This window comes from Actinorectispora metalli (assembly GCF_056323685.1).
Map to the genome: position 1 here is coordinate 1,015,490 of NZ_JBREYE010000001.1, position 19,269 is coordinate 1,034,758.

Sequence of the window (19,269 nt, forward strand, 5' to 3'; positions counted from 1 at the left end):
CGGAGGCGATACCGGGGTAGCCATAGCCTCTCCGGCCGCCGTTCGACCGGGTGGTGACGATTCGGGTGTGGTCTGCCATCCTGATTTCCGTTCGTTGGTGGGCAGCCCGAAGCCTTTTGCCGAGGAGGGCTGCCCGCTTCCTATGTGGTCGGGGGTCGAAGCCACTCCGCCGGAGCCAGTACCTGGCACTGTGGACAGAGCGGGCGGGCGATGCGCCGGAACGCGGCCCGCCCGATGGACGAGCGCCGGACGAAGAGGCGGCACACGGCCCTCGCGTCATCCACGGGCCGCGACTACTGTTGCCACCGCGCCTCGTGCGGCTGGCCTCGGGTGATCTCCAGCAGGTGGTCGAGGTCGGTCAACTGGCCGGCGCCCAGCAACACTGAACGCTGGACGAGGTCTCGGGCAGCGGTCCTGGGCCCGGCCACCGCGATGCCCTGGATTCGGGCAGAGGGCATTGTGGTCCGCGGTGGCCGGGTGAATGGGCGCTCGTCGGCGATGACGATCAGCGCCTGGTCGGTGCGATCAGCGGGATGGTGCCGATCAACGCGTGCCATACGGGCAGTTCGGGCTGCGTGTACGGGAATTCGATCGGCAGGCTGCTGCGCTATGTGGGTGCCAGTTTTCTTGGCTGCCGTACAGCGGTATGAGCAGCGTGTTCCCATTCGGCGGACATGTCCGCGCCCTCAGCTTTCGCATTGGTCTATTGCGGTGCGGAAAGTCTGGGCCTGGAAACGTCGGGCCGGTTTACACGTTGTAAACCGGCCCGGATGCCGCCGCCGTCGCGCTGGTCAACATCGGCCTGTTCTACATCATCAAGACCGGCGCCAACGCGCTCGACGTCCGCACCGGCCTCAACCGCTGCTTCCTCGCCGCCGAACGGCTGCGTTACGAGGCCGACGCGCAGGCGGGCAGGTCTACCTCGTAGCGCGGTGGCCTATCCGCGCACCCCGGCCGCGATGTCGGGCGCGGCTGACGCGGTCGTCGCTGTTGTCGGCGAGGGACAGCCATCTGCTCTCGCGCGAGAAGCCGCTGCCACTGCGGGGAACCGGTCCGCGGGGGCCGAGGCGGGCCGGGGCGCCGGCGGTGACGGCCAGCGCGTCGGCTCCCATAACAGCAGAACGCCTGTCGATGAAGATCAACCGCTATCTGAGCTGCGTATATAGCTGGTGGACGATACTTGGATTGAACCAGTGACCCCTACCGTGTCAAAGTAGATCGACAACTGCCTTGACCTGCGCAAACAGTGCTTCTGCTGGTTTTGTGGGTGCAGTTGAATGCCGTTGGGAGCCGTTTGGTGCGGTCGACGGCGACCGCGTCGGAAGGACCTGATCCCGGTGTCCGCGCCGACGGCGGAGACGGTAGTGCACCGTGCACCGCGCCGGGGACGGCTGTGGCGGGTGGTGTGGACGGCCTCCCGGCGCGACCGGAGGCCCGTCAACCCTGGGTTGGCTGGTCATGTCGCTTGCTCAGGGGCGCCCCCGTGGCGGAGGTCGAGGGTCGAGGAGAGTGACCCAGCCGGGGACGAGGTTCGGTGTCTGGATTCTCAGGTGGCGGGGTGCGTGAGGCGGATCGAGAATGTGTGTCTCACGTCGAACGCGGTCATCCGACCGCCGCCGAACAGGAAGTTCATCGCCGCCGAACGGGAGGTTCACTGTGATGGACGTGAAGCAGACAGTGATGGAGGCTGCCAGGGAGCTGTTCGGGGAGAAGGACCCGTCGGCGGTGGACCGGTGGGTCGCCGCGGGTTACACGCAGCACAGCGCGCTGGCCGGTGATGGTCCGCAGGCGCTGCGGGAACTGGTGGCCGGGCTGCCGGACGGCTTCCGCTACGAGAACTCGCGTGTGATCGCGGACGGCGACCTGGTCGCCCTGCACGGCACGTACTTCGGCTTCGGCCCGGACCCGTTGGTCGCCTTCGACGTCTTCCGCGTCGATGGCGACAGCAAGCTCGCCGAGCACTGGGACGCGCTGACCCCCGTGGTGTCCCCGACGGCGTCGGGACGGTCGCAGACCGACGGGCCGACCGAGGTCACCGAACCGGACAAGACCGAAGCCAACCGGAGGCTGGTGTCCGATTTCGCCGAGAGGGTCCTCAAGGGCGCCGACTATTCGGTGCTGACCGACTTCATCTCCACCGAGACCTACTACCAGCACAACCCCGAGGCGGCCGACGGCCTGGACGGGTTCGGGGCGGCGGTGGCGAAGTGGGCAGAGCAGGGTAAGCACCTCGACTACACGACCGTGCACAAGGTCATCGCGGAGGGCGAGTTCGTCCTGGTGCAGTCCGAGGGCTCCTTCGGTGTCCCGTCGGCCTACTACGACCTGTTCCGCGTGCAGGACGGGAAGATCGTCGAACATTGGGACATCGTCGCCCCGATCCCGGCCAAACTCCCTCACGGCAACGGCCTGTTCTGACGGTATCTTCCAGGAACGCGGCCACACCCCACACCCGCGGCCCGCCTGATCCCGCCACCGCCGACACAAATACGGCCCGATTATCGGCCTCGGTCGCCTCCCGTCGCGACCGGCCCTCCCGCGCCAACCCGAGAGGTCAGGAACGCCGCCAGAGCCCGCGTACCAGCCTCCACTGTCAGGGCCCGCACAGCTCAGCGAGCTGGCGATGGTGATGGCGTCGGCGATCCGTCGGGTGAGGTCCTCGGTGGTGTGCCGTCGGCGGTCGAGCAGGCGGACGTGGTGGGGGTCGAGGTCGGCGAGGTGTTCGAACAGCGCGGCGGCGCGGCGGTGCATCGTCCACTGGTCTTCGGTGAAGGCCCGGTTGTCGCGGGTTTCGGCGCGGTGGACGGCGTTGGTGACGTCGTCGGTGACGACGATGGTGAGGTCGGGCAGGGGCCGCCAGGCCGCGGCGGTGTCGAGGAGGCGCTGACCACCGCGCGCTCCGTCGACGAGAACGGCTTGCGGACCGACGTGCTCCACGATCTCACGGTGGCACTGGCCGAAACCGGACGGCTGGAGGAGGCGCTCGCCAATGCCCGCTCCATCCCTTTCTCGTACGGGCAGGCCGAGGCGTTGGGGGAGGTCGCCAGAACAGTGGCCAACACCGGAGACAACGGGCGGGCCACGGCGATACTCGAGGAGGCCCTCACTCTCGCCCGCACCGCTGCCTACCCATTCCACGAAGGTGACGTGGTCACCAGCGTCGCTGCGGCGCTGGCGAAAGCAGGCAAGATCGAGGAAGGATTTGTCGCCGCCTACTCGACCACCAACGCAAACCAGCGGGCCGAGGCAGTGAGTGGAATCGCCCTGGCGCTGGCCAGGGCCGGAAAAGCCGAAGAGGCGCTCGCCGCCGCACACCCCATTACGAATCCAGCCGTGCGAACCCAGACACTGTGCTGGATAGCAGCGGCACTGGCCGAGGCCGGACAGGTCGATGACGCCATGGAGATCCTGGACGAAGCACTCGTCGCCGCACATGCCATCACCGACTCCAACCTGCGGGCCAGGGAGCTTGACGCGATCACCAGGGCACTGGCCGAGGTGCGACAACTCGTTAAGGCGCTCGCCACTACCCAGCTCATCAACGACCTCGACCTGCGTGCCCGAGCCAAGCGCCGAATCGAGGACTCGTGGGCCAGGTTCGAGCCCTTTCAGGGCGTGCTCGCAACCACCTACCTGGAACGACGAGCCCAGGCGCTGGGGGAGATCGCTGGTGTGCTGGCGGAGAACGGTCACGCCGACCAAGCCACTCAGATCCTCGGCAAGGCGCTCATTGCGGCCCACTCCATCAGCAACTCCTACCAGCAGGTTGAAGCGCTGAACGGGATAGCCATGGCACAGGCCAGGGCCGGCAATGGCGACAAAGCCATGGAGATTCTGGACGAGGCACTCACCGTGCGGCCCATCACCAACTCCTACCAGCAGGATCAGGCACAGTGCCGAGCAGCGGCAGCGCTGGCCGCGGCCGGACAGTTCGATAAGGCACTCGCTGCGGCCCACTCTGTCACCGACTCCTACCACCAGGCACAAGCTCTCCACCCCGTCACCGCAGCCATGGCAGGGACTGGGCTCGTCGATGAGGCGCTCACCACCGCACTCAACATGGACCTTGTCGAGCGCGCTGAGGCGCTGGTTGCTGTAGCCGAGGCCCTGACAACCCAACGGCATTCAGATTCCGCAAGCGTCGAAGAATCTCTCAACCGCGTTCTCGCCGCACTGTCGGATATTCCCAACCCGGAACTCAGAAGCCGGGCCCAAGGACGGGTCGCCGAGATCGTCACGGCAACAGACGCGCGCATGGGTGCTGCCCTGACAGCCGCAAGCTTGCAATCAGGGCCATGGATCTACACCCTCGACGCGCTGGCGCAGATATGTCCACCTGCGCTACTCGCCCTCAACCAAGACATGCTCACCCTGATGCCACAACCGGCCCCGTCGATCACAAATGACCGCGGTAGCCGAATGAGCTGCAGCCGCACCTCGGTATTGCCGAAGGCGTGCCTCGGAGAAACTGACCGCAGGACGTGAAGCGAACATCCGCTGCCGCGCGGCAAACGCTATGACCGCGCATGTGGCGTCAGGAGTTCATCCGCAAGTGGACTTGGCTGGCGAGCTGGCCGTTACAGTTCGGTGCTGCGTGTTCCGAGAGTGCAACGGTGTTCAGTCTGCCGGATCCGAGCACACATCGCTGGCCTTCGTTCCTGGCAGCATGAGCGCGTCGCCACTACGGGAGACGGGGCTGCGCCCCGGTGGAACTTGAGCGTCGAGGCGTGGCTGGCTTCCGCGCATCGGACGGCCGAACAAGAGCTGCATCGCGCAGCTTCGTAGGCACCGAACCCCCAGTGGCACGCCCGCCATTCATAAACACCAACCAGACGCAGCGCAACGTCTCATGCCAAGAACTGCGCGCCTGTCAGCGGCATGAGCGGACGCGACTCGGGTAGATCATGGGCTCGCGTCGAGCACCCGATACCCGACTTGCGGATCACATCTCAATAGGGTTGATCTTCGAGTGCAGGTCGATATCCCGGTCATCGCCGCCGATATGGTGCGGCGGTGACCGCCGGGGACCGCCGGAATCCCCGTGTTGAGGAGGTGTGAGGGTGGCATGTCCAGCTCAGCATCGGTTGCTCGGAGCCTCGTCGGCGCTCGTGCTGGCGGTGTTGGCCGGGTGCGCCGAACCGGAAGCGCCCGATGGCCCGTACAGCCGAGTGGTCGGGTATGGGTGGTCGGACACCCACCTCCGCGGGGAGCGTCATGAGTTGCGGGATACCTGCAGTGGGCAGGCGCTGTTGGCCAAGAAGGGATCGAGGTACAACAGCTGGGAATCGTTGCGGGGCAGGAAGGTCGGTGTGGAGAAGAGCAACAAGGCTCTGATCGATCAAGCCAACGCAAGGAGCGGGAACACGTTCACTGTGGTGACTTTCGACAGTGTCGACGAGCAGGGCCGTGCCGTCGAGCAGGGGCAGGTTGCCGCCGCCATCAACACCAAGAAGCGATTGCTGAACTACGCCATGGATCACCTCGGAACCGAGGTCACCGTGGAGTTGTGCTGAGCGGTCTCGACTGTCGTGTCTTTTCCTGGCGGCTCATCACGCGCAGTGGCAACCGCGGTATCCGTCCTGGTCTCCGTGCTGCTTGCCTTGGTCACCAATCTGGCGGCGGACACCCTGCCTGAGACGTGGCAACCGTGGAGTTGGCCACTGCTTGCCCTGCTCGTGGTGATGACGTTCGTCCTGACCCCGCATGCGGTTGGGCCGAGGTCCGCAGGCGCAGCGGACCTGGGAGACGCAGCCGATCAACTCGCGCAGACGGTTCGTGTCCAGTGGCGGCGTGAGGAGGAACTCCGCCGGGTGCACCAGCCCTTGCCCCTATCGGTGCGGTGGCAGGCGGTTCCTGAGCACCAGATCGACCATTGGTCCAACATCAGCCGCGTGCCGATAGGAAGCCGCGAGGATCCGGTCGTGGTAACCGGCCGGCTGGACCAGATCGTCCAAATCTACCGCCGGATACCCTCGGGACGCTTGGTGGTCCTCGGCCGGGCAGGCTCCGGGAAGTCGGTCCTTGCCCTGCGGTTCGTCTTGGACCGGCTCGACACGCGCACCAACTCCGACCCAATTCCGGTGATCTTCGGCCTTGGCTCGTGGAATCCGACGACCAGGTCACTACGGGACTGGCTGACCCACCAGTTGCTCCAGGACCATCCCGCACTGGCTCGGCTCGGCCCCACCGGCGTGAGCCAGGCCGCCCTGCTGGTCGACACCCGACGCATCCTGCCCGTCCTGGACGGGTTCGACGAAATCGCCCCCGGACTGCACCAATCCGCGCTCAAGCGACTGAACGCCACCGGCATCCCGCTGTTGCTGACCAGCCGCCCCGAGGAGTACGCGTCGGCGGTCGCGGCCGCAGGCACCCTCACCGACGCGGCCGGTATCGCATTGGACGCCCTCACCGTGAACGACCTGGCAGGCTACTTGCCGCGCACCACCGGCAAGATCACCACAACCGACTGCGGCACGACCACCAAGTGGGACTCGGTGCTGATCCGCCTGCGCGAGCAGCCGGACGCACCGGAGGCGGCCAACCTCATCAAGGCGCTGTCCACCCCACTGGCGGTCAGCCTTGCTCGCACCATCTACAGCGACACCCCCCACCGCGACCCCGCCGAACTACTCGACAGCGACCGGTTCGCCACCCGGCAGGCCATCGAAGACCATCTGATGGACGCATTCATCACAGCTGCATACGAGCGGCCGCCTGCCGACGGAAACTCCACCCGCCGAAAGCCGCCGACCCCCGAGCAGGCCCAACGCTGGTTGGGTTATCTCGCCTGGCACCTGGGGCGGTTGCGAACCCGAGACCTGGGGTGGTGGCGTCTGGGCGACACCGTCCCCCGAGCGGCAACGCTACTCACCAGCGGGATTCTGTTCGGGTTGAGCAGCGCAGCCGTGATCGGAATCGTGCACGGACTCGGGACCGGGCTCGCGTTCGGGTTCAGCTACGCCCTGACCTCGATTCTCCGCGGAGACGGACACCAACCCTCCTACCTGCGGATAAAACTCCATCGCCTGGAAGCACGAACGCTGAGCAAAGTTCTGCTCGGGTGTGTCGGCGGATTCGCCAGAGGTGCGTCGATCGGATTCCTCATCGGGTTCTCACTGAGCTTCCTGGATGACTTCTCACTGGGGACCACGGCCCGCCTCCTCGACCAATTCGGCTTCGTGGATCAGCTCATCTTCGAGCTCAGCGACAAGCTGGGGCTCGCACTCGGACTCCGGCACGAGATCGCACGGGAGATCGGACTCAGCTTGCAGAGCGGACTCATGGGCTCGCTGATGTTCGGACTCGGGTTCGCGGTAGTCGGCGGACTCCTCAACGGGTTCACCGTGCCCATTGACCTCAGCACCGCGGTCAGCCCGTCCGCGCTGTTGGCGGCCAACCGCAAAGACGTACTCACGCGGGCGCTCGCGTTTGGGTTGGTGGGCACACTGGTCAGCGCCACGGTCTTCGGACTCGATGCCGAGCCTCTGCACGTACTCACGACCGGGCTCATGGGCGGACTCTCGATCCTGCTCATCAGCGGACTCGGCGGCAACGCTTGGAGCCGATGGCTGATCCTTGCTCGGGTGTGGCTGCCACTGACAGGAAGGCTGCCGCGGACAGTGCTGGACTTCCTCGACGACGCCCACCGGCGGGGTGTGCTGCGCCAAGCCGGTGCGGCCTACCAATTCCGCCACGCCCGTCTCCAAGACCGCCTCGCCCGTGTTTACGCGACTTCACGATCTGGTGCCGCCACCAAGGGCTGATCAGATTAACAAAGGCGGCAAGAACTGCGGTGCCATAATGATCATTCGCCAGAAACCAGCGACGAAGTGCTCAGACAGCCTCCGCGTGTCTGCACATGCGCACTCCCAGCCGGACACCGGTCATCGGAATCGGCGTGCAGCAGCCGCCACGCGGTCAGCGGCATGAGCGGCCGGGTCTGATGCCGGGACTGGGGGTGTGGAAGTGTCGAACCGTCGATGATCGACGGGTGGTGTGCCGTCGTGAACCGTGACATGGGCGAGATCATGATCTGCTGGCGCCGCCAGGGTTCTCACGGTGGATTTTCGTTCGCACCTCTGCTGTGTCTGGCGCTTTCGGGCGGATGGCGAGTGTCGCAAATGAGTATCGCTCTGGATGTGGCTCTACCACGGTGGAGGGCAAGGCGAGTCGGTATGACGAGTGGACGTGGTCTCCGTGTCGGTGGATGCGTGGGATGCCATGATCAGAGGTCGGTCTGCAGGTGTTCGCGGACCATGTGGTCGCCGCGGTGGGGGGGGCGATGACTATCAGGCGCGGTTGACGGGCGCCGACGGCCGGCTGATCGGCGAGTGTTCCTGCCCGGTAGGGCGCGGTGGTGTCTTCTGTGAGCACTGCGTGGCTGCTGCGGTGATGGCGGTGGACGTGACTCGCCCCGGATGCCGCGGCGCTGCTTTCCCGGGTGGACGCGGTCGGCGGGGCGGGGCTGAGCAGCCGAACCTGGAACGCTGGGCGAAGGAGGCAGACGATCTCCTGCCCACCTTGGAACAAGTCACCATTGATCATCCTCCGTGGTGACCGGAGAGATTAGCCTCCGATGGCGTTGAACACCTCCTCCGCGCGATCGCGCATGCGGTACATGCTCCAGGCCGTTTCGGCGAGCCGATCGGGATTGAGTGTGTGCCCGTCGGCGACGCCGTATTTCCCGGGGTCGGCACTGACCATGGCATGGATGTCGCCACGCTCCACCACACCACCGATGGTCAGAGTTCCGGCGTAAACGCCCTGGTCTGCCAAGGCGGTGTTGAGGGTGACCGCGTAGTTCCGCAGGGCGGCTGAGGCCAGGGCGAGTTGGCCGAGCATGGGCATCGGTAGCACGCTTGAAAGCCCGCCCGCGAAGATCAGCCCGCCAGCTCCCCTCTGCCTCATGCCGGGCAGCACGGCGTTGGTGGCCTGCACGGCAGGCCATACACAGTTGAACGCCGATTGCGCAGTGGGAACATCGATGTCGGTGATCGGAATCGGCTGTATCGTCGGGCCCGGGCCGTAGTAGAGCATCTCCACGTCCCCGACCGTGCCGATCGCCTCCAACACAGCGGCCAAGCGATCCGGGTCGGTGACGTCAGCGACGTGTGCGGTGGCATCGATGCCATGTGCGGCGAGATCAGCCAGGTACACGCCGTGTCGGACGTCGTTGCGCGACACCAAAGCCACTTGGAAGCCCTCCCTGCGGAACCGGCGGGCCATCGACATGCCCAGCCCAGGTCCCACACCGATGATCACGGCCGTCCGCCCTGTTGCCATGGTTTCCTGCAATATTGAGGCTCCCCTCATCTTCTTTCGAAGCCTAGCCGCAACTGAGGCTGCCCTCAACTTTGTACGATGGTCAGCGTGGGCAAGGCACTGCGCCGCGACGCGGCCCGGAACCGTGACAGGTTGCTGTGTGCGGCCGCCGCGGTCTTCTCCGAGCAGGGGCTCGCCGGGTCGCTGGAGGAGATCGCGCGGCGTGCCGGAGTCAGCATCGGCACCCTCTACAACCACTTCCCGAGCCGCGACGCCCTCATCGACGCGCTGCTGCCACCTCGCCTGGCCGCAGCAGACCAATTCGCAGCCCAGGCGGCGGCCGAGCCGGACGCATGGCGCGCCTTCACCCAGTTCGTCGACAACCTGCTGACCCAGCTCACCACCGACAGGGGCTTGCTGGAGGCATTCACGGGTGATCACCCTGCGGCCGCGCAAGTAGCGCAGGCGTGCCAGCGCGGCATGGCACACCTGACAACGGTCCTCGACCGCGTCCGCCACGCACGGGCGATCCGCACCGACGTCAGCGACCAGGACGTGGTGAACCTGATTTGGGCACTGTCACTTCTCGGCGAAAACGCAGGCGCACCGGCATGGCAACGCTCGCTCCGCGTCGTACTCGACGGTCTACGAGCGAAGTGACACGAGCGGGTTTCTCAGCACCGCGTCCTGGCGAGCTGATCTTCAGGAACTATCCGACCATCGGCATGAGCGGATACTCGCTGGGGTGGAACGACCGGTCTGCGGCATGACAGGACGTTGGCTTCAGCAGGCTGCTTAGGTGTTCCGCCGGGAGCGGAACCGTAGCCTTGGGCACCACAAGGGTGACGCAGTGGCCGCTACCGGAGGGCGCCGTCGCCGGTTCAACAAGATCCGGGGTTATCGCTGGCGACGAGCCCACGAGGGGGACGACCAGGCAATAGCTGTTTGATCAAGCTCCGCGAAGCGAGATTCCTATCCGGTAACGTTCGACAGCTCTTGGTAGCAGACCGCTAGCATCCGGTGACGAATCCCGGCATTTCGATCGATCCGGTCCATGGTCGGCCATGACGGAAGAGAATCATCAGTGGAGAAAGAATCGGTCTTGTTCGGATGTGACGTCGACGCTCTGGCTTCGATGCCACGCGAGGCCAGATTCCGGGTCGAGGGGCAGGGCGCAGATCTGGAGTCCCTTACGGATTGGCGAGGAGCCTGTTGCGTTCCTGGTTGCGGTTTTGGCGGTCGGACCACGGCCAGATACTTCCGGGCGCCCAGCACGACGCCGCCCTGCTGTCCGGCCTCGTCGGCCCCGACGGCAGCGTCACCACCATCGATATCGACCCCGACGTCACCGACCACGCCCGCCGCGCCCTCACCGACACCGGCTACGACCGAGTCCAGGTGATCACCGGCGACGGCGCCCTCGGCGCCGCGGACCACGCCCCCTACAACAAGATCATCGTCACCGTCGGGCCCTGGGACCTGCCCCCGGCCTGGTTCGACCAACTCGCCCCCGGCGGCACGCTCGTGGTCCCCCTGCACTGGCGCGGCCAAGCCCGCAGCATCGCCTTCCGCCGTCAGAACGACGGCCACCTACGCGCCACCGACAGCAGGCAGTGCGGATTCATCCCCATGATCGGCATCGTGCCCACCGGAGAAAAGACCGGCAGCATCGCCGAGAACATCGCCCTGTACTGGGACACCGACCAGAACATCGACCCCTCCGCTCTGCACGAGGTGTTCACCGAACTCAAGACCACCGTCTGGTCCGGCGTGACCGTGGGCAGCAACGAGCCGTTCGACCACATCTGGCTCTGGCTCACCGCCACCGAGCCCAGTACCTGCCGATTCGCCGCCGACCCCGCCGCAATCAAAGCCCGCATCTGCACACCCGCGTTCGCCCACCACACCCCATGCCTCGTCGAAGGCGGTTCCCTGGCCTACCTCACCAACCCCCGCAGGATCGACGGCCCCGACGGACAACGTCGTTACGAACTCGGAGCCACAGGCCACGGCCGCGCCGCCGCCCAACTCGCCGAACGACTGGTCCAACAGATCCGCCGCTTCGACCACGACCGCACCGCCCAACCCTCATCACCGCCCACCCCGCCACGACAGCCGACGACGACAACTCGCTCTCAACCGGAGTGATCATCGACAAGCACCACATCCGCATGGCCCTCACACCCTGACCAGGCACCCCGATCCGCAACATCGACACCGCGAGCGAACCCGGCCACTCACCTCACCGGGCAGATCTCCGCTACTGCTGGCGGCGGCCCACCCAGAGGAGCCGTGGTCGTCGGTGGCCCCAGCCGGGGAGTAACGGCGGCAGGTCCGTCAGGTTCGGGTTCGGCGCTGGAGAGCCTTCCTCGTCGTCGCCGTTCCAGCGGCGGCTGTACTGATCGGGAAGGTTGCCCCAGCCCCAGTACGGTTTCGGGCGGTCGGGGACGGTGCCGAGTTCGGCGGTCGGGTCGATGAGCTGCTAATTGTCGTTCTCTACGGGCGACGTCGCGTCTGCCTCGACTTCCTCAACGTCCTCGAGGAGATCGAGAGGCATAATGTATTCGGCGAGTTTCCTGGCTATGGCGAGTGGCCAAGGCAAGGTGACTGCATACTCGTAGTGGGGAGTGGCCCAGCGGAGGTTATGTGCGAGCGTGGCCCAGTCTTCCGGGTTGTCGCCGGGTTGGATTGCCGCGACGGTAAGTTCGAGGGCGCGGGCATTCCATACCATCGATTTGGTGGATGGGTCGACGAGTTTCCCTTTCCTCCACCGGGGCACGACCTTCGACGCGCTTTTGACAGCGTTGCTGGCGCTGCGTGGCTTCTCGCCGGTGCTGAAGAAGATCCGGTCCTCGGCGAGCCAGTAGCCCGGCGGGTGGCCCTCCTCCTTGCTGTTGACCCCCCAGACTTCGGGCACTTCGTCGCGTTCGGTCGTGCGTAGCCGGACGTGACGCAGTGCGGGGTAGCGGGTGATGCCCTGGGGTTGTTGGCCGAACTTGATGGTGTCGATGGCCATGTCGGGGTTGTTGAGGTGCGGCCATCCCCACCTGAGGTTTTGGGCGCTGGTGAGCAACAGCAGGGATGGGTGCTGGCGGGCGACGCTGCGGAGGACTTGCTCGAAGAAGCGGGTGATCTCCTCGGGTGTGCGCTTCTGGTCGGTGAGCATGTGGTGTCGGCTGATCTCGTGCTGGGCGCGGTGCAGGGGCATCCAGCGGACGTTGGGCGCGCAAGCCTGGATGTTTCGCCCCGAGGGGTCGATGAGCACGGCTACTGGGACTTGCCGAGTGATGCCTTCCCAGCGGCTGCGCTGGTTTTGGCGGATCAGCCAGAAGGCCAGGTAAGCCGGTGCTTCCTGGATGGTGCTTCCTTCCACCTGGATGGGCAGATCGGCTGCGCGGACTCCCAGTTGGCGTAGAAGGTCGTACCAACTGAACCGCATTTTTTCCAGGCTGGAGTCTGAAGTGGGCATTTCTTGGTCGCCTTCGGACGGTGTCGGCTCAGGGGCTTCGGTGACACATTGAGACAGTCGACCGGTCCGGGACAAGCCTGCCTTGATGGCGAACTTCGGATCGGAAGTTCGCTGCTTGCCGGTGTAGGACTTTCGACCCTTGATTTCAACCAGGGAGATTGTGGGCACTTCGGCGTCGCCGAGTTCCTCACCGATCTTGTCGATGCGGTTGCCGACCGCGGCTTGAAAACGATCCTTGTCCGTGATGGCGGTGTCGCCGGCCAAGCCGCTGCCCCAGGCGCCGACGGGGCGCACGGTGATGAGGATGGTGAGTTCCTCGGTGGTGATGGTCTCGGGTTTGCCGGTGAGGCGATCGGTGTCCTCGGGCACCTCGATGCCGAGAAGCTGGGACAAGGTCTTACGGGCGTAGTTCTTCGTGTGCGTGGTGTCGTAAAAAATGTCGATGCCCAGGGTGCTCCCGATCGTGTCGGCGATGGCTTGCCGCAATTGGGCCGCCTCCGAGGCGGCGTACTTGGTCTCCTTGAGCTTCTTGGAGTCCAGCACGGCCTTGGTCCCTTTGCGCAGAGGTTCGATCGGGACCAGTCGGTCGGCGAGGGTGTTGGTGACCCAGTCGACGATGGGGACTTTGTCCGCGAGCGACGTCCCAGGAGCCACCGGATGGTCGAACGGGTACATGCCGTTGCTGAAGACGAGTGCCGCGGCATTGGGTGCCGCAAGATACTTGGCGGGCGTTTTCTTCAGCACCTCGGGATCGGGTAGCTTGCCTTCCTCGGTCAGTCCGAGTTCCCGGAGAATCTTCCCGATCTTGCCGCCAGCCCAGCGGGCCGAGTACTCGAAGCCTTCGTCGGTGCCGGGTGCTTCTTTCTTCCAGGATTCGATGGATGCGACGAGGAAGCTGTGGGATCGGTTGAGTCCAGGTAGCCACGGCAGGGACGGCAGCATGTAGACGCTGTGCCCGTGGCTGAAGCTGAGCTTGGCTTCCTTGTGGGCCCATCTGCGCGTTCCCACCGAGAGGTGGACCAGCGGCTGGGCGTCGAATGCCCGGCTCTGCGCCGTGATGTTGATCATGTAGGACAGTGGACGCTGGGGCATGCGGTGTGGGGGCCAGCTCATGACGCATGCGCCCTCCTCGGAGGGCGTGCGGTGGAACCGTGAGATCACCTGCTCGACTTCGGTCGACTCGTCGTCGGGATCCGCGTCGGGGTTCTTCGGTATCAGGTGGACGTGGTGGAGATCCGGTGCGCTGAGCTCGGCGGCGATGACGTGGGGCAGGAGGCGGTAAAGCTCGTCGGAGCGGATCCGGTCGTCGGTGTCGGAGGTCAACGTGGTGAAGTCGATGTCCAGCGCGGTCCAGACCAGGTCGGAGTGATGCAGCTTGCCCAGGATTGCGTCGGCCTTGCGCGGATCGGTTGCCGTGGCACGAACCCAGGTGGTGATGATGAGGAACAACGACTCGGTGTCCACCTCGACGTCGCTGTAGATCCACGGCGCGTTCTCGCCGATCGTCGCGCGCGTGGCGACGGTGATGACGTCGGGTACGAGGGCGGCGATGACGTTGTTGAGCAACGCGATCGGGATGGAGCGAATCTCCTCGCCGTTGCGACGCGGCCTGGCCAGGGTGGTCAGCGGCTTCTTCCAGGACTCGGGGAAGCGCAGCAGGTACAGGCGGCGTTCCCAAGGGACGTCGGTCCGCAGCCGGAACGCGGCGAGCCGGAGCTCTTCGTACTTGGGCTTGGCTGGCATGGGGTCACAGTCCTTCGAGCTGGGCGAGCGCCTCGTATAGGCAGCCGTAGAGGGTTTCGACGAGGTAGGTGTCGGGGTCGGTGCAGCCGTCGGCGAAGTAGGGTGCCAGAACGTCGCGCAGGCCGATGAGCAGGCTCAGCGAGGCGTCGTCGCTGCTGTTCTCTGAGCGGCGGGCCGCGTTGGGGGCGAAGGCCGCGTCGCAGAAGTAGACCTCGGCGGGTACTCCGCCCCGGACCAGTCGGCCGATCACCTGCCAGATGGTGACCAGTTGTGTCCAGGCCAGGGCTTCCCGCTCACGTACCGGGAGGTTGCTGTAGGCGAGCTTGAGGTTCAGCAGCCACCTCCATTGGCGGTGGCCTGCGGACCGGAACGTGGTGGCGCACCGGCCCAGGACGGCGCGGTCGGCAGCTTCGACGGCGGGGAATTTGTTACGAATCTGGTGGGTGGCCCACCGGTTGACGCGCTGGATGACGTAGCTGAGGTCGTCGGGGCGGGGGTGCGGGCGGACCAGGAAGTACGCGGCCCCGATCGCGGCCTGGCTGTCGTCGTTGAGGATGTTGTGCCCGCGCTCGACGGCCAGCAAGGGTGCCACCAGGATCCAGGCGGATGTCCGGGCCAGGGTGTGCACGTCGCCGCGTCGGAGGCCGTTGGCGCCGTCCCAGGAGTCGGTGAACTCTTCGTCGTCGGCCACCAGGTGCAGTACCTGGTCCTGCCAGCTGGTGCGCAACGAGACCAGGTATTGGGCGACCATGCGGGCTTCGGCGTAGCTGCCGACCAGCAGCAGCAGTCGTTGCCGGTTTGCAGGCAAGGAGTCCCGGTGCTGTTCCAGGATGCTTTTGCCCGCGCCGGGGTTGGCCAGCTCGGCGATCATCTGCCGCAACGCCAGCTCACGTTGCTCGCCGGACTTGCCCGATACTTTGATCGGGGCTGTAGCGTCGCCGGCGAAAAGCGGGAAGAACTCGAAGCGGCTGGCCCGGACCGCGGCCAGTTCCTTCTTCGGAGGCGTCAAGATCGCTGACACGGGGATGTCGATGTGGTAGCGGGCCGAGGTTCCGGCCCAACTGGTGCCCGACAGCAGCAACACGTTGGGGCCTTGGTCGGAGTCGGTGCGGAACAACTCGTGTAGGCGAAGCAACACCCAGCGGCCGATGCCACTGCAGCGGAAGAACCGCAGCCGCCCCATCTTGGAGCGCCTCTTGCGCTGATCGTGGTTCTCGTCGAGGTACTGGAAGCCCAGCACGTTGCCCATCGGCGAGTCCGGGACCACGGGCTGATAGTCGGCTGGGGCCCGGTGGAACAACGCGGAGCTGGTGCCTTCCAGCCCCAGTTCCATCTCCACCGCCCGGAACAGGTCCATCGCCTGGTCCAGCGACTTGGCCAGTACCGCGACCGCGAGCATGAACTCAAGGCGGACGGCCTGGCGCTCCAGATCGTCGATGGTCAGCGCCAAGCCCTGCTCGCTGAGTTCCTTGGCGGTGGCTTCCAGCCAGTCACCGACACGGCGAAGACGAACGGATTCGTTGGCGTCCCGCAGGATCTGCGCGGTGAGCACGATCATCCGCTGGGTGAGCTCGTTGTCGGTGTCCTTCGCACCGAGAGGGTCGTCGATTACGCCATCGAAGGCACGGCGCAACCTGCGGTAGACCGGGTTGTCCTCCCAGCCGTCCACGGGGCGGTGACTGTTGCTCTTGGCCGGGCCGAATCCGGCCCAGGACTGGGCCAGCTGCTGTGACAGTGTCCACTCGGTGAAGTACGCCTTGTCCAGCCATCGTCGGGATAGCGCCGGTTGTGGTCGCGCGCTGTCGCGTGACAGCGCCGAGTAGATGATGTCCACCGCGATGTTGGCGTTGTCGAGGTTGACCAACCAGTGCCGCACCAGCAGTTCATGCATGGGCTCACGACCGGCTTGGCGGATCGTTTTCTTGGTGCGTTCGATGACCTCGTCGAGCCAGGCGTCGTAGTCCTCTCCGATGAGTTGCTGCTCGGGGCTGAACACCGAATCCAACTGGGCCTGAACCTGGTCGGCCTCGTCAACGATGATCAGGTCGCTGCGGCGCCACGCGAGTTCGAGATAGCGCAGCCGCTCCTCGTTGAGCTGCTTGGGCACCGGGGTGTGGATGAGGCTCGCCGTGGTCGCAATCCAGACCGTTGCGTCCACCAGGTCGCGCGAGGGCTCGTGCCGTTGGCAGGTGTGCCACGCCGGACATGACTGGGCCTTCGGCTTGTCGTCCGAGCCGTCACCGCCAGCCTCGGGGATCAGACCCGAGCAGGGGCAATGCCGCAGTTCCCAGGGCGTCGCGGCGTGGTCGCGCAACCCGTCCAAGGAGCATGCGGTGCTGGTCAGGTCAAACATCCGGTCCCCGACGGGCATGATGCGACCGTTGCGAGGGTTGGTCAACCGGTGCAGGCGCGTAAGGTGTTGGACGCGGTTGGACTGTCCCAGTACGGGAGCCGCGCGTACGCCGAGAGCCTGTAGGTGCACCGTCTTACGCAGCACCGATGTCACATTGTCGGCGACCACGCACACGCGCTTGTCGTTGAGGTGGCACCACAAAAGCAACACTTCCACCAGCGTGCTTTTGCCGGCCCCGACCATGCCGATCATGTGCATGATCCCGGCGATCGTCAACTCTTTCGATGCGGAGAAGCTGTCGTCGACTTGACGGACTTCGAGAGTCACCCGAGTCAGCCTCTCCACCCAGTTCGACCGCAGCTTCTCAGGCCACTTCAGCTCGGCCTCGCGATCGTCGCCCCACATGGCCGCGCCGACCAATTCCAGCCACTTCAGCTTGATCGGCCCGCGGTCGCGTCGGGCCAGCACATCGTGGCCACGGCCACGGGCGCGGCTCGGGAACCAGTCCGGGATTGTCACACTGGTTGCTGGCTCGGCCTGGTTGAAATAACGCCCGGGACCGGCAGTCGTGATCTTGCTCGTCAGATCCGGTGGCGCGTTGGACAAGACGTCCTCGTAGTAGTCGAAGCGGTCCTCCAGCACCGTGGGCTCACGCTGGGCGGCCGTACCGGCGAGCAGGTCCACTTCGTAGCCCCGGATGCTTTCCGGGTAGACGACGTACTCCTCCAGCGCGGTGCGCCAGTCCTCACGGTCTTTGAACCACAACACCAGGTGCCGGGCCACGCCGATCATGGACTCGTGTTCGGCAGGGATGGATGCGCGGCCGACGTTCAGGAAGGGGTATCCGCCCAGCAAAGCCCAGGCATCGAGGACCGATTGATCTGGAGCAACCCGCTGGACCAGGTACAACACCAACTCGATGTCGATCAGCCGAACTGCCGCTCGCCCCTCGGGAGCATCCGGCTCACGCCGCAGGGTCCTGGCGATGTCCTTCTTCCACGTGCTGCTGTCCCTCACGCCTGCGCCTTCCGGAACTCACGGACCACCCGCTCGATGAACGTCTTTTCCGACACCGCCTCAACTCGGGACTGCCCCTTCAACCAACTGCAGTGGTTCCGCAGGGCACGCAGGTACTCGGGCCGACCTGTCGTCTGCTCCTTCGCGATCACGATGAAGCCGCGAGCCGCGCCCCGCGGGATCACAAAGGGACGCTCGGTCAACCGCCAGGCCAACCGAACCGGGTTCGTCCATGACTTGACGTCGGCCGCCCACGGCACCTCCACCGGCAGGACGTCACAGGCGTCGAAATCGGGCCACAACCGCACGGTGACCCCCGCACGCTCCAGCGCCTTAGCGATCCGCAGCTCCGCACGCCCAGGACCGGACACGAACATGCGCAGCTCACGATTCAGCCACACCACACCCTCCGAGGCGGGCAGACGCTTCCTGACGGTCGTCGGCGCCGGACAGTCCCATTCACCACACCGACGGACACCATCAACCTGCACTGTCCACAGGTGTCCGCAACCTCCACACACCACCGCCTCGCCATCGACCAAGGCTTCCGCTGGGGCCGAGCGGTAGGCGCCGCGCAGGTGTTGAGCGAGTACCGCGTATCCGGGTTGGGCCATCGTGACCAGCAAATCCCGCTCCGACATAGCCGGCTTCTCCACCAACAACCGTCGAAAGCGCACGTAGCCGTCAGGATCGTCGTTCGCCTTGCACACATCCAGCACGCCGTGGATCAGCAGGCGTTCACGGATCTCGCCCTCGACGTCTCCACTCACCACCGCCCATTCCAAGCACGCCTTGCTGGGCTTGCCGTCCACGAGAAGCGACTCGTCGTCGTTCAACCCCTCCACGTCAGGACGGAAGGGCCACTCCGAGAACGGGCGGTGTGCCCACGCCGCCAGGTCCATAACGCTGCGTGGTACTTCTGCGTCGGCCACGACGCCCATCGCCGTCAACCGGTCCAGGCCACGTTGCAAGGCTGGCGGATAGGGCACAGGGAAGGATCCCTGCCGGTCCAATTTCTGTGAAAGTTCAACAAACCCGCTGGCCAGCAGACCGATGGCCACGGTGTTCCACTCGGCAGGCCACGGCCGAGCCAGCCGTGTCGTTCCCTCAGTCGATGACGTGCGTCGCGGCATGCGCGGCAACATAGACCTCGGTACCGACAAAAACGGGCCTGGGGAAGCCACCGACCACGAAAGCGTCGCCCAAGCAGCCCATTCGGACCACGCTGCTACTTTGAGTTTCAGTTGGACAGTCCTTGTCCGCCGTGCAGTGATCCGGCGAGGGGGCAGCAGACGACGGAACGTAACCAGACTGTCGTTTGTAACTGGAAAGAACTACGAGACGATCTTCATGTCAGCGCCATCGGCGGCTGTACTGCTTAGGCGTGCATTCAGCGCTGAAGGCTGCTGTACCCATGGTGGAAGAT

11 protein-coding genes are annotated in these 19,269 nt (G+C 65.5%); 6 read left to right on the plus strand and 5 right to left on the minus strand.

What is annotated here, in order from left to right; genetic code table 11:
• Positions 1 to 293: 293 nt before the first annotated feature.
• Positions 294 to 557 (minus strand): hypothetical protein, encoded by a 264-nt coding sequence (locus tag ACU6XJ_RS04710; RefSeq protein WP_476307122.1) that lies wholly within the window; start codon positions 555 to 557, stop codon positions 294 to 296.
• 1,108 nt (positions 558 to 1,665) lie between these two features.
• Between ACU6XJ_RS04710 and ACU6XJ_RS04715 the strand changes: the two genes are divergently transcribed.
• From ACU6XJ_RS04715 to ACU6XJ_RS04730, 4 genes are all read left to right on the plus strand, one after another.
• Entirely contained in the window at positions 1,666 to 2,418 is a 753-nt protein-coding gene (locus tag ACU6XJ_RS04715) for a nuclear transport factor 2 family protein (protein WP_476307123.1), read from the plus strand.
• A gap of 249 nt (positions 2,419 to 2,667) precedes the next feature.
• Positions 2,668 to 4,485, plus strand: coding sequence for a hypothetical protein (locus tag ACU6XJ_RS04720; protein ID WP_476307124.1), 1,818 nt, complete (start codon positions 2,668 to 2,670; stop codon positions 4,483 to 4,485).
• Positions 4,486 to 5,309: 824 nt separating this feature from the next.
• A complete protein-coding gene (locus tag ACU6XJ_RS04725; protein ID WP_476307125.1) occupies positions 5,310 to 5,513 on the plus strand; it encodes a hypothetical protein in 204 nt (67 codons plus the stop codon).
• A gap of 408 nt (positions 5,514 to 5,921) precedes the next feature.
• Positions 5,922 to 7,763 carry an NACHT domain-containing protein gene (locus ACU6XJ_RS04730; protein WP_476307126.1) on the plus strand — a complete coding sequence of 614 codons (1,842 nt, stop codon included), beginning with the start codon at positions 5,922 to 5,924 and terminating at the stop codon, positions 7,761 to 7,763.
• An 802-nt stretch (positions 7,764 to 8,565) separates the two neighbouring features.
• Here the strand turns inward: ACU6XJ_RS04730 and ACU6XJ_RS04735 are convergent.
• Positions 8,566 to 9,261, minus strand: coding sequence for an SDR family NAD(P)-dependent oxidoreductase (locus ACU6XJ_RS04735; protein WP_476307127.1), 696 nt, complete (start codon positions 9,259 to 9,261; stop codon positions 8,566 to 8,568).
• Between the two features lie 108 nt (positions 9,262 to 9,369).
• On the opposite strand from ACU6XJ_RS04735, the gene ACU6XJ_RS04740 reads away from it, so the two are divergent.
• Both ACU6XJ_RS04740 and ACU6XJ_RS04745 read left to right on the plus strand, forming a co-directional pair.
• On the plus strand, positions 9,370 to 9,921 hold the full coding sequence (locus tag ACU6XJ_RS04740; RefSeq protein WP_476307128.1) for a TetR/AcrR family transcriptional regulator: 552 nt from the start codon (positions 9,370 to 9,372) through the stop codon (positions 9,919 to 9,921).
• Between the two features lie 552 nt (positions 9,922 to 10,473).
• The gene (locus tag ACU6XJ_RS04745; RefSeq protein ID WP_476307129.1) at positions 10,474 to 11,409 is read left to right on the plus strand and encodes a class I SAM-dependent methyltransferase; all 936 of its coding nucleotides are present in this window, start codon (positions 10,474 to 10,476) and stop codon (positions 11,407 to 11,409) included.
• Positions 11,410 to 11,743: 334 nt separating this feature from the next.
• On the opposite strand, the gene ACU6XJ_RS04750 is transcribed toward ACU6XJ_RS04745, so the two are convergent.
• The 3 genes from ACU6XJ_RS04750 to ACU6XJ_RS04760 are packed head-to-tail and all read right to left on the minus strand — an operon-like array spanning position 11,744 to position 18,904.
• Positions 11,744 to 14,473, minus strand: coding sequence for an RNaseH domain-containing protein (locus tag ACU6XJ_RS04750; protein WP_476307131.1), 2,730 nt, complete (start codon positions 14,471 to 14,473; stop codon positions 11,744 to 11,746).
• 4 nt (positions 14,474 to 14,477) lie between these two features.
• Complete coding sequence (locus ACU6XJ_RS04755) at positions 14,478 to 17,843, minus strand: pPIWI_RE_Z domain-containing protein (protein WP_476307132.1); 3,366 nt, start codon at positions 17,841 to 17,843, stop codon at positions 14,478 to 14,480.
• Complete coding sequence (locus tag ACU6XJ_RS04760; protein ID WP_476307133.1) at positions 17,840 to 18,904, minus strand: restriction endonuclease-related protein; 1,065 nt, start codon at positions 18,902 to 18,904, stop codon at positions 17,840 to 17,842. The genes ACU6XJ_RS04755 and ACU6XJ_RS04760 overlap by 4 nt, the downstream gene beginning before the upstream one ends.
• Positions 18,905 to 19,269 lie beyond the last annotated feature (365 nt).